Genomic DNA, 11,903 nt, shown 5'->3' with positions numbered 1-11,903 from the left:
ATGAGCGACGCCACCCCCGCCTTCGATTTCAGCCAGTTCGTGCCCGGCTTCGATTTTCTGAAGAACCTCGCGGCCGGCGCTGCCGCGCCCGGCCAGGGCGCCGGCTCGGTGCCCGGCCTGCCGAGCCTGTCGAGCTGGGTGGCGCCCACCCTCAGCGTGGAGGAGGTGGACAAGCGCATCCAGGAGCTCAAGACCGTCCAGTACTGGCTCGAGCAGAACGGTCATGCGCTCAAGGCCACCATCCAGGCGCTGGAGGTCCAGAAGATGACGCTGTCCACGCTGCGCGGAATGAACGTGCGCATGGAGGACCTCGCCAACGCCTTCACCCGCAACGCCAACGCCGCCAGCGCCGCCGTGATGCCCCAGGCGGCCGCGCCGGCCGCGCCACCACCCGCGCCGTCGGCCCCGCCCGCGGCGGCGGCGCTGGGGACGCCCATGACGTCGTTCTTTAACCGGATGGCCGAGGCGATGCAGCCGACGGCGTCCGGAGAAGGCGACAGGGCCGCCGAGCCCGCACCCGCCGAGTCCGCCGCCGATGCGCGCGCGACCCCGGTCGACGCCGGTGCAGGCGGTGCGCAGGACACGCAGGACACGCAGGGCGACGCAGGCGCGCTGGGCGCCGGCGTGGTCGATCCGCTGAAATGGTGGGGCTCGCTCACGCAGCAGTTCCAGCACATCGCCGAATCGGCCATGAAGGACGCCGCGCAGCTCCAGATGCCGGTCATGCCGCAGATGCCGGGCCTGTCCGCCTCGCCCCCGGCCAAGGCCACGCGGTCCGCCAGGGTGAAGGCCACGGGCACGGCCGGGGCGGCGAAGAAGGCCGCCGGGACCGGCGCGGGCGCCACGCGTTCGAAGGCGTCCGCGCCCGCGGCGGGTGCCCGCTCCACGGCTGCCGCGCCCAAGGCCGCACCGCGCAGGTCCGCCGCGCCGGCGCCCAAGCCCGCCGCGCCCGCGTCCAGGCGCCGCTCGCGCGGCTGAACCGGCAGCGGGCGCGCCGCGTTCGCACCGACCACCCCGCCGAAACGCCGCCCCTCCTCGTTCGACCGACCCTCACGCCCTCCACGGACCGCCCGCGCATGAAGCTTTTCCCCACCGGCCACGCCACCCATCCCCAGTGGCGCATGGCCGCCGGCCTCGTCCTCGCGCAGCTGCGCGCGCAGATGGTGCTGCCCGACTACGCCCAGGCGCCCACGCTGGGCCTGCTCTACATCACCGACCACTACGCCGCCGACGCACAGGAGATCCTCGACCACCTGGGCGCCGAACTGCCCGAGGTCACCGACTGGTCGGGCACCGTGGGCGTGGGCGTGGCGGCCAACAACGCCGAGTATTTCGACGAGCCGGCCCTCAGCCTGATGCTGTGCGCGCTGCCGAGCGACCAGTACCGCGTGTTCTCCGGCGTCGCGCCGCTGGGCAACTCCGAGATGACGGGCTTCGAGTCGCACACCGCGCTGGTCCACGCCGACCCGGCCACGCCCGAGCTGGCCGAGCTGGTCGGCGAGATGGCCGCGCGCACCGACACCGGCTACCTGTTCGGCGGGCTGTCCTCCGGCCGGGGCGACACGCTGCAGTTCGCCGTCGGCGGCAACGGCAACATCCGCGGCCACGGCGCGGCCGGCGGGGTGTTCTCCGGCGGTCTCTCGGGCGTGGTCTTCGGCGAATCGGTGCGCCTGATCTCGCGCGTGACGCAGGGCTGCCAACCGGTCTCGCGCGAGCGCACCATCACCGAGGCCGACGGCAACCTGCTGCTCGGACTCGACGGCGAACCCGCGCTCGATGTGCTTTTGGCCGACTTGAATGTCAGCCTCGACGAGCCGCAGCAGGCGGTCGACGCCGTGCGCGCGACGCTGGTGGGCCTGGTCGATGCCGGCAGCGACGGCATCCGGCGCACGGGCGACCTGGGCGCCGACGTGCTGGTGCGCCACATCATCGGCCTGGATCCGAACCGCCACGGGGTGGCCATCGCCAATGTCGCGGAGGCCGGCATGCGCCTGAGCTTCGTGCGTCGCAGCCCGCAGGCCGCGCGCGCCGACCTGATGCGCATCTGCGCCGAGATCCGCGAGGAACTCGAGCCCGAGGAGCAGACCCTGGCGACGGCACGCGCCGTCGCCGCCGGCGAGGCCGAGGCGGCGCCCCATCCGGCACGGCGCATCGCCGGTGCGGTCTACGTGAGCTGTTCAGGGCGTGGCGGGCCGCACTTCGGCGCGCCCAACGCCGAGATGCAGATCGTGCGCCACGCGCTGGGCGACGTGCCCCTGGTCGGCTTCTTCGCCGCCGGCGAGATCGCGCGGCACCACATCTATGGCTACACGGGCGTTCTGACGGTGTTCGTCGGCGATTGAGGCGTTGGCGCGGCAGGCAGAATTCAGCGGCCGTCGGCGTCGCTGACGGTGCTTCCCTTCGCTTTGCCCTCGTTCCGGAACGACATGCCCGTGATGCCGCCCGACTCCTCCCGCCCCGCTCCCGCCGATCGCTTCGGCCTCGGGCCTTTTCACACGAAGCCGGTCGCCACGGACACCGCCGATCCAGCGCCGCACGCCGGCCAGTTCGCGCTCCTGCGCGAGCGGCGTTTCGCTCCGTTCTTCTGGACCCAGTTCACCGGCGCGGCCAACGACAACCTGTTCAAGTTCGCCTTCACCGTGATGGTGACCTACCAGCTCCAGCTGGCCTGGATGCCCCCGGCGATGGCGGGCCTGACCATCGGCGCGCTGTTCATCCTGCCGTTCCTGCTGTTCTCGGCCACCGCCGGCCAGCTCGCCGACAAGCACGACAAGACCCGCCTGATGCGGCGCGTGAAGGACCTGGAGATCGCGATCATGGTGCTGGCGGCCTGGGGCTTCCTGCGCGCCGACGCCGCCGTGCTGCTGGGCTGCGTGTTCCTGATGGGCCTGCACTCGACGTTGTTCGGCCCGGTCAAATTCGCCTACCTGCCGCAGGTGCTCGACGAACGCGAGCTGACCGGCGGCAACGGCATGGTGGAGATGGGGACCTTCGTCGCCATCCTGCTCGGCCAGGTCGCCGGTGGCCTGCTGGTGGCGCTGCCACGGGTCGGGCATGGCGCCGTGGCGGCGGCGTGCGTGCTGCTGGCGCTGGCCGGCCGCGCGGTGGCGCAGCGGATTCCGCGCTCGCCGGCGACCGATCCCGGACTGGTCGTCAACTGGAACCCCTTCGTCGAGACCTGGCGCAACCTGGCCTTCGCGCGGCGCGACGTGGTGGTGTTCCGCTCGCTGCTGGGCATCTCCTGGATGTGGTTCTTCGGCGCCGTCTTCCTCAGCCAGTTCCCCAGTTTCGCCAGGGACGTCCTGCACGGCGACGAGCGGGTCGCCTCGCTGCTGCTGGTGCTGTTCTCGGTGGGCGTCGGCGCCGGCGCGCTGCTGTGCGAGGTCCTGGGCCGCAGGCAGGTGGAGATCGGTCTGGTGCCGCTGGGCGCCATCGGCATGAGCGTGTTCGCGGTCGACCTGTATCTCGCCGCGCGCGGTCTGCCGCCGCACGCCACCTTCGGCCTGCTCGACTTCGTCGCCCGGCCGGCGCACTGGCGCGTGATGGCCGACCTGGCGCTGCTGTCGCTGTCCGCCGGCCTCTACAGCGTGCCGATGTACGCGCTGATCCAGCTGCGCAGCCCGCCGACGCACCGCTCGCGGGTCATCGCCGCCAACAACATCCTCAACGCGCTGTTCATGATCGCCAGCGCGCTCGCCGCCGGCGCGCTGCTCGCGGCGGGCTTCGGCATCGCGCAGGTGTTCCTGTTCACCGGCATCGCCAACGCGGTGGTGGCGCTCTACATCTTCATGCTGGTGCCGGAATACCTGCTGCGCTTCGTCGCGTGGGTGGCCTCGCGCGGGGTCTACCGCTTCCGCATCCGCGGCGCGGAACACATCCCGGCCCACGGGCCGGCGGTGCTGGTGTGCAACCACGTGAGCTTCGTCGACGCCGTGCTGCTGATGGCGGCGAGCCCGCGGCCGATCCGCTTCGTCATGGACCACCGCATCTTCAACGTGCCGGTGCTGGGGACGCTGTTCCGGCTGGCCAAGGCCATTCCGGTGGCTTCCCGGCACGAAGACGCAGTGGCCTACGATCGCGCCTTCGTCCAGGCCGCCCAGGTGCTGCGCGAGGGCGACCTGCTGGCCATCTTTCCCGAGGGCGCCATCACGTCCGACGGCGCGCTGCAGCCGTTCAGGGGCGGCGTGATGAAGATCCTGGCCGCCGCGCGCGCCGACGGCCTGGACGTGCCCGTGGTGCCGATGGCGCTCATCGGCCTGTGGGGCTCGTATTTCAGTCGCGTGGAGGTGCGCGGCGGCCGGCACGTCGCCATGGCCAGGCCGTTCCGGCGCGGGCTGTGCAGCCGTGTCGGACTCCATGTCGGCATGCCCGTGCGTGCCCGGGACGCGCAGCCGGAATCGCTGCGGGCCCGCGTGGCCGATCTGCTCGCGACCTGACGAAGAAAAGGACGGATGGTTTGGGAAGTGCTCTACAGAATGTGTTCGGTCTGCTGCCCAGGAGCGCCTGGCGGACCTTCACGTGGCTGGGCGACAGCGGTCTGCTGTTGCCGGTCGCGGTGTTCATCGCGCTGGTGCTGCTGCGCGTGGGCCATGGCCTGCGCCGCCCGGCATTGACGTGGTGCGTGGTGTTCGGGTTGTGCGGGCTCGCGGTGATGGCCTCGAAGCTGGCCTTCATGGGCTGGGGCATCGGCAGCGCGCGCCTCAACTTCACCGGCTTCAGTGGCCACACCGCCATCGGCACCGCGCTGTGGCCGGTCGCGCTGTGGCTGATGGCGACGGCCTGGCAGCGGCGTCATCCGCAGCCCGTGGGTGCGGCGCCGGCGCTGCGGCGTGCTTCGCCGGGCGTCGGGGCGCGTCTCGCCACTGGCGTCCCCGGCACGGACCGGGGCGACGACCGGCTGCGCCGCGCCGCCGTGCTGGCCGGCTGGGCCCTGGGCGCGGCGATCGGCATCTCGCGCCTCGCGCTGCGTGCGCATTCCGTCTCCGAGGTCGTCGCCGGCTTCCTGGTCGGTGCCCTCGCGAGCACGGCCTTCCTCGCCATCGCGTGGCGCAGCACCCGGCCGCCGCGCGCGCACCCGGCGCTGCTGCTGGTCCTGCTGGTGCCGCTGGTCTTTTTCGGGCCGAACGCGCCGGCGCCCACGCACCAGCTGCTCGAGCGCATCGCCATGCGCATGGCGGGCATCGATCGGCCGTTCAAGCGCATGGACCTGTTCGGTCCCGAGCGCGGCGGCACGCGCGGCACCGGCACGCCGGAGGCCTTGTCGCCGCGCGATCCATGAAGCGCCGGCGCGCCGGTCCGAGGTTGAAGGAAGGGAGCGATCGATGAGCAGGTCCTTGCGTCTGTCGGAGACATGGTTCCGCCGTGGCCTGTGGGCGGTGGCGGTGGTGTTCGCCGGCTTCCTGATCGGCCTGGGCGGCACCGTGGTGGGCGACCTGCCGCAGGTCGAGGGCACGCTGCAGCTCGACGACTTCCTCGATCGCGACGCCGCCGAGCCGCTGCGTGCCGCGATCCGAGAGGCCGACGCCACCGCGCAACGCGCGGCGCGCGACGAGGCGCAGGCGCAGCTCGCCCAGGACGCCGCCGCGCAGGCCAGCACCAACGCGCGCGAGACCTTCGGCAACTGGCTGGCGACACGACGCGCCACCGCGCTGCCCGGGCAGGACGCGGAGCTGATCGAGCGCACCCGCGCGCTCGACGCGCTCAAGGATGCCGAGGAGGCCGCCCAGCAGCGCGTCGCCGCGCCGCGCCAGGCCGCGCTCGATGCGCAGCAGGCCGGGGAGGCGGCCCGGCAGCGCCTGGACGTGCTGGAGCAGGCGGCGCAGCAGCAGCTCGACGCCGCCGGGCGCAGTGCCGAGCTGCGTGTGTTCGGCTACCGGCTCGCGCTGACGCTGCCGCTGCTGGTCGCCGCCGGCTGGCTGTTCGCGAGGAAGCGCAGGAGCACGTGGTGGCCCTTCGTCTGGGGCTTCGTCTTCTTCGCGCTGTTCGCGTTCTTCGTCGAGCTGGTGCCCTACCTGCCGAGCTATGGCGGCTACGTGCGCTACGCGGTCGGCATCGTGGTGACGGTGCTGGTCGGGCGGTACGCCATCGTGGCGCTCAACCGCTACCTGGAGCGGCAGCGCCTGGCCGAGACCCGGCCCGACGTGGCGCGGCGCGAGGCCCTGAGCTACGACACCGCGCTGGTGCGGCTGGCCCAGGGCGCGTGTCCGGGCTGCGAGCGCCCGGTCGACCTGAAGAACCCGGCGATCGACTTCTGCCCGCATTGCGGCATCGGGCTGCACGACCGTTGCGGCGCCTGCGGCACGCGCAAGAGCGCGTTCTCGAAGTTCTGCCACGCCTGCGGCGCCGCCGCAGGCGTCAGACCCCTCGCGCCCGGTCCTGCCTGAAGCGCAGGCGGAACTCGGCGAAGCCCCCGGCGTCGAGCGCCTCGCGGACCTCGCGCATCAGGTTGAGGTAGTAGTGCAGGTTGTGGATGGTGCACAGCATCGGGCCGAGCATCTCGCCGCAGCGGTCGAGGTGGTGCAGGTAGGCGCGGCTGAAGCCCTCGCGGCCGCCGTCGTCCCAGCTGACGCCCGACGTGCCCGCGCAGGCGTGGCAGGTGCAGCTCGGGTCGACCGGTCGCGGATCGGTCTTGTGGCGGGCGTTGCGCATCTTCAGGTCGCCGAAGCGCGTGAACATCGTGCCGTTGCGCGCGTTGCGCGTCGGCATCACGCAGTCGAACATGTCGACGCCGTCGGCCACGCCCTGCACCAGGTCCTCGGGCGTGCCCACGCCCATGAGGTAGCGCGGCTTGTGCGCGGGCAGCTTGTGCGGCGTGTGGGCCATGATGCGCAGCATCTCGTCCTTGGGCTCGCCCACGCTCACGCCGCCGATGGCGTAGCCGGGGAAATCCATCTCGACGAGCTGCGCCAGGGATTCCTCGCGCAGGCCCTCGAACATGCCGCCCTGCACGATGCCGAAGAGCGCGTTGCGGTTCTCGAGGCGCGCGAACTCCGTGCGGCAGCGCCTGGCCCAGCGCAGGCTCAGTTCCATCGACGTGCGCGCCTCGGCCTCGGTCGTGATGTGGCCGGCGGTGTCGTAGGGCGTGCATTCGTCGAACTGCATGACGATGTCGCTGTCCAGGATGGTCTGGATCTGCATCGAGACCTCGGGCGTGAGGAAGAGCTTGTCGCCGTTGACGGGCGAGGCGAACTTCACGCCTTCCTCGCTGATCTTGCGCATCGCGCCGAGCGACCAGACCTGGAAGCCGCCCGAGTCGGTCAGGATGGGCTTGCGCCATTTCTCGAACGCGTGCAGCCCGCCGAAGCCCGCCATGACGTCGAGGCCGGGGCGCATCCACAGGTGGAAGGTGTTGCCCAGGATGATCTGCGCGCCCATCTCCTCCAGGCTGCGCGGCATCACGCCCTTGACGGTGCCGTAGGTGCCCACGGGCATGAAGATCGGCGTCTGCACCACGCCGTGGTTGAGCGTGAGCGTGCCGCGCCGGGCGTGGCTCGTGGGGTCGGTGGCGAGGAGGTCGAAATTCAGCATGTGGCGTCTCCGGAGGTGCGTTCCAGCAGCATGGCGTCGCCATAGCTGAAGAACCGGTAGCGGTGGGCGATGGCGTGGGCGTAGAGCGCCATCACGCGCTCGTACCCCGCCAGGGCGCTGACCAGCATCATCAGGGTGCTCTTGGGCAGGTGGAAGTTGGTCAGCAGCAGGTCGACGTGGCGGAAGGCGAAGCCCGGCGTGATGAAGATGCGGGTGTCGCCGGCGGCCTCGCCGCTCGCCGCCCAAGATTCCAGGGTGCGCACGGTGGTCGTACCCACGGCGACGACGCGGCCGCCGCGCGCCTTGCACTCGGCGATGGCGCGCTGCGTGGCCTCGGGCACGTCATAGCGCTCGGCGTGCATGGTGTGCTCGGCGATGTTCTCGGTCTTCACCGGCTGGAAGGTGCCCGCGCCCACGTGCAGCGTGACGCTGGCGCGCCGCACGCCGCCGGCTTCGAGCCGCGCCAGCAGGGCCTCGTCGAAGTGCAGGGCGGCGGTGGGCGCCGCCACGGCGCCGGGCACGCGCGCGAACACGGTCTGGTAGCGGCGTTCGTCGTCGGCCGAGTCGGTGTGCTCGATGTAGGGCGGCAGCGGCACGTGACCGCAGCGCGCCATCAGGGCGTAGGCGTCCTCGCCCGCCTCGCTCGCGAAGGCGAAGCGGAACAGGGCGCCGTCGTCGGTCGGCCAGCGCCCGAGCAGGGTCGCCGTGAAGCCGCCGACCATCGCCAGCACCGTGCCCACGGGCGGCTTCTTGCTGACCTTCATGTGGGCGACGACCTCGCCGTCGGCGAGCACGCGCTCGACCAGCAGCTCGAGCCGGCCGCCGGTGGGCTTCTCGCCGAAGAGCCGTGCCTTGACGACGCGGGTGTCGTTGAAGACCAGCAGGTCGCCCGCGCGCAGCAGGTCCGGGAGGTCGCGGAAGATGCGGTCGACCGGGGCGTCGCGCGTGCCGTCGAGCAGGCGTGAGGAGGTGCGTTCGGCGGCGGGATGCTGCGCCACCAGGTCGGGGGGCAGGACGAAGTCGAAATCGGAGAGCGTGAAGGCGCGCATGGTGCTTGAGGGCCGGACGGGCCCGTGCCAAGGTGGCGGAAGGGAAGGGAAGGGGCGGCCGGCGTGCCGGTCGGCGGGGGCGGAAAAAGCGGCCGCGATTCTCCCATGGCGGCAGAATCGATCCATGAGTCCGTCACCCGATCCTCGTCCGGCCCTTGCGCCGGCCTTCTCGCCGCAGGATCCGGACGCGCCGCCGCGCTTCGGCGACCGGGCGCAGCACGTGCTGGTCACCGGCGGCACCGGCTTCATCGGCCGCGAACTCGTCGCCGCCCTGCGCGCCGACGGCCATGCGGTCAGCGTGTGGACGCGCGACCCCGGCGCCGCGCGCTTCGAGGCGGCCGTGCGCTGCGTGGCGCGGCTGGAGGACCTCGGCGCGGCGCCGGGCATCGACGTGGTCGTCAACCTGGCGGGCTCGCCGATCGTCGGGCCGCGCTGGAGCGAGCGGCGCAAGACCGAGCTCCTGCGCAGCCGCGAAGGCCTGACGACCACGCTGGTGGCCTGGATCGGGACGCTGGCGCAGCGGCCCTGGCTGCTGATCTCCGGCTCGGCCATCGGCTACTACGGCGTGCAGCGCCAGGGCGATCCGGCGGTGCTGACCGAGTCGAGCCCGTCGCAGGCGATCTTCATGTCGCGGCTGTGCCAGCGCTGGGAGGCCGCCGCCGGCGCCGCGAGCCGGCTGGGCGTGCACGTGGCGCTCGCGCGCTTCGGTTTCGTCATGGGCCACGGGGGCTCGCTGCCCCGGCTGCTGCTGCCGGTGCGCCTGGGCGTGGGCGGGCGCCTGGGCAGCGGCCGCCAGACGCTGTCGTGGGTGCACGTGCGGGACGTCGTGCGCGGCATGGCGCACGTCTGGTGCCGCGCCGCCGCGCGGGCGGACGACGCGGCCTCGCCCCAGGCCTGGAACTTCACGGCGCCGGGGGCGTTGTCGCAGGAGGATTTCATGCGGACGGCCGCAGACGTGCTGCACCGGCCGTTCTGGCTGCCGACCCCGGCGGCGCCGGTGCGCCTCGCGCTCGGCGAGCAGGCCGACATCCTGCTCGAGGGCCAGCGCGTCGCGCCCACGCGCCTCCTGGCGACCGGGTTCCGCTTCCGCTTCCCCGACGCGCGCGCCGCCTTGCAGGACCTGCGCTGACCGTGCCACGCGCCTCCGCTTCCACCGCCCCCGGCGCGGCCCGGTCACCGGCCGCCGCCGCAGGTCCCGCGCCGGCCGCCCCCGCCGCGCGCCCGACGCCGCCCGGCACCGGCCCGAGCCTCGCCCAGCGCGCCCTGCGCAAGCTCGGCCTGGTGCGCGACATCGACTTCGCGCTCTACCTGCCGATGCGCTACGAGGACGAGACGCGCATCGTCCGCCTGGCCGACGTCCATGACGGCGACGTGGCGCAGATCGAGGCCGTGGTCACCCAGAGCGAGGTCGGCTGGCGGCCGCGCCGGCAGCTGGTCGTGATGGTCGACGACGGCAGCGACACCTGCCAGCTGCGGTTCTTCAACTTCTATCCGTCGATGCAGGCCCAGCTCGCCGTCGGCGCCCGGGTGCGGGTGCGCGGGGAGGTGCGTGGCGGCTTCCTCGGGCGGCAGATGATGCATCCGGCCGTGAAGGCGGCCGGCACCGAACTGCCCGAGGCGCTCACGCCGGTCTACCCGACCGTCGCCGGCCTCGCGCAGCCGATGCTGCGGCGCGAGGTGCGCGCCGGGCTGGCGCGCGCGCGCCTCGACGAGACGGTGCCGCCCGAGGCGGCGCTGGAAGGCGCCTGGGACCTGCGCCAGGCCCTGCACTTCCTGCACTACCCGGCGCCCGACGTCTCCATCGCCGCGCTGGAGGACCGCAGCCATCCGGCCTGGCAGCGCCTGAAGGCCGAGGAACTGCTGGCCCAGCAGCTCTCGCAGATGCAGGCCCGGCGCGAACGCGCGGCGCAGCGCGCCCCGGTGCTGGCGCCGTCGGCGGCCGGCGACAGCCTGCACGCGCGGCTGCTGGCCGTGCTGCCGTTCGGCCTGACCGGCGCGCAGCGGCGCGTGGGAGCGGAGATCACGGCCGACCTGGCGCGCGAGGTGCCGATGCATCGGCTGCTCCAGGGCGACGTCGGCTCGGGCAAGACGGTGGTGGCGGCGCTGGCGGCGGCGCGCGCCATCGACGCGGGCTTCCAGTGCGCGCTGATGGCGCCCACCGAGATCCTCGCGGCCCAGCACTTCGGCAAGCTCGTCGGCTGGCTCGACCCCCTGCTGGCCGCGCGCGGCCAGCGCGTGGCCTGGCTCACCGGCAGCCAGAAGAAGAAGGAGCGCGACCACATGTCGGCCGCCGTCGAGAGCGGCGAGGCGGCGCTGGTGATCGGCACGCACGCCGTGATCTCGGAGAAGACGCGCTTCCGTCGGCTGGGGCTGGCGATCATCGACGAGCAGCACCGCTTCGGCGTCGCCCAGCGCCTGGCCCTGCGTGGCAAGGCGGCCCTCGAATCCGTGCCGGGCGCGGCCCCCGGCGCCGGCGCCGTCGCGCTGGAGCCGCACCTGCTGATGATGACCGCCACGCCCATCCCGCGCACCCTGGCGATGAGCTACTACGCCGACCTCGACGTCTCCACGCTGGACGAGCTGCCGCCCGGGCGCACGCCCATCGTCACCAAGCTGGTGGCCGAGCACCGGCGCGACGAGGTCGTCGGGCGCATCCGCTCCCAGCTCGCGCAGGGCCGGCAGGTCTACTGGGTCTGTCCGCTGATCGAGGAGAGCGAGGCCGTCGACCTGCGCAACGCCACCGAGACGCGCGACGAGCTCGCCGGGATGCTGGGAGCGGGCGTCGAGGTCGGCCTGCTCCACTCGCGCATGCCCACGCCCGAGAAGCAGGACGTCATGGCGCGCTTCACCGCCAACGCGGTCCAGGTGCTGGTCAGCACCACCGTGATCGAGGTCGGCGTGGACGTGCCCAACGCTTCGCTGATGGTCATCGAGCATGCCGAGCGCTTCGGCCTGTCGCAGCTCCACCAGCTGCGCGGGCGCGTCGGTCGCGGCGCGGCGGCGTCGGCCTGCGTGCTGCTCTACGCGCCCAACGAGGCCGGCCGGGTCGGCGAGACGGCGCGCGCGCGCCTGAAGGCGATGGCCGAGACCGGCGACGGCTTCGAGATCGCCCGGCGCGACCTGGAGATCCGCGGGCCCGGTGAATTCCTGGGCGCCAAGCAGTCGGGCGCGCCGCTGCTGCGGTTCGCCGACCTCGAGGAGGACGCGCTGCTGCTCGACTGGGCGCGCGAGCTGGCGCCGAGGATGCTGGAGCGGCACCCGGAACTGGCCGAACGCCACGTCGAGCGCTGGCTCGGGGGCAAGTCGCAGTACCTGAAGGCGTGAGGG

General features: G+C 72.9%; 9 protein-coding genes. 7 read left to right on the top strand and 2 right to left on the bottom strand.

Annotated elements, in window-relative coordinates; translation table 11 throughout:
• The 5 genes from NF681_17830 to NF681_17810 all read left to right on the top strand — a co-directional run bounded on the left by NF681_17830 (window position 1) and on the right by NF681_17810 (window position 6,383).
• Window positions 1–978, top strand: coding sequence for a hypothetical protein (locus tag NF681_17830; protein UST54106.1), 978 nt, complete (start codon window positions 1–3; stop codon window positions 976–978).
• Window positions 979–1,076: 98 nt separating this feature from the next.
• Entirely contained in the window at window positions 1,077–2,342 is a 1,266-nt protein-coding gene (locus tag NF681_17825) for an FIST C-terminal domain-containing protein (GenBank protein UST54105.1), read from the top strand.
• Between the two features lie 93 nt (window positions 2,343–2,435).
• On the top strand, window positions 2,436–4,436 hold the full coding sequence (locus tag NF681_17820; protein UST54104.1) for an MFS transporter: 2,001 nt from the start codon (window positions 2,436–2,438) through the stop codon (window positions 4,434–4,436).
• Window positions 4,437–4,477: 41 nt separating this feature from the next.
• The gene (locus tag NF681_17815) at window positions 4,478–5,278 is read left to right on the top strand and encodes a phosphatase PAP2 family protein (GenBank protein UST54103.1); all 801 of its coding nucleotides are present in this window, start codon (window positions 4,478–4,480) and stop codon (window positions 5,276–5,278) included.
• 43 nt (window positions 5,279–5,321) lie between these two features.
• On the top strand, window positions 5,322–6,383 hold the full coding sequence (locus NF681_17810) for a zinc ribbon domain-containing protein (protein UST54102.1): 1,062 nt from the start codon (window positions 5,322–5,324) through the stop codon (window positions 6,381–6,383).
• Here the strand turns inward: NF681_17810 and tgt are convergent.
• A complete protein-coding gene (gene tgt, locus NF681_17805; GenBank protein ID UST54101.1) occupies window positions 6,355–7,527 on the bottom strand; it encodes a tRNA guanosine(34) transglycosylase Tgt in 1,173 nt (390 codons plus the stop codon). The two genes, NF681_17810 and tgt, sit on opposite strands and share 29 nt — an antisense overlap.
• The gene (queA, locus tag NF681_17800) at window positions 7,521–8,576 is read right to left on the bottom strand and encodes a tRNA preQ1(34) S-adenosylmethionine ribosyltransferase-isomerase QueA (GenBank protein UST54100.1); all 1,056 of its coding nucleotides are present in this window, start codon (window positions 8,574–8,576) and stop codon (window positions 7,521–7,523) included. The genes tgt and queA overlap by 7 nt, the downstream gene beginning before the upstream one ends.
• 124 nt (window positions 8,577–8,700) lie before the next feature.
• Here queA and NF681_17795 point away from each other — a divergent pair, with 124 nt between their 5' ends.
• Together NF681_17795 and recG are read left to right on the top strand one after the other, a co-directional pair.
• On the top strand, window positions 8,701–9,705 hold the full coding sequence (locus tag NF681_17795; GenBank protein UST54099.1) for a TIGR01777 family oxidoreductase: 1,005 nt from the start codon (window positions 8,701–8,703) through the stop codon (window positions 9,703–9,705).
• A 134-nt stretch (window positions 9,706–9,839) separates the two neighbouring features.
• Window positions 9,840–11,900: an ATP-dependent DNA helicase RecG gene (gene recG, locus NF681_17790; GenBank protein ID UST55831.1), complete on the top strand. Its 2,061-nt coding sequence runs from the start codon at window positions 9,840–9,842 to the stop codon at window positions 11,898–11,900.
• The last annotated feature ends 3 nt before the right edge of the window (window positions 11,901–11,903 follow it).

Source organism: Comamonadaceae bacterium OTU4NAUVB1 (assembly GCA_024372625.1).
In the GTDB taxonomy this organism is placed as follows: domain Bacteria; phylum Pseudomonadota; class Gammaproteobacteria; order Burkholderiales; family Burkholderiaceae_C; genus Variovorax.
Note: the sequence above shows the minus strand (reverse complement) of the source record. Positions and strands in the feature narration are given on the sequence as shown.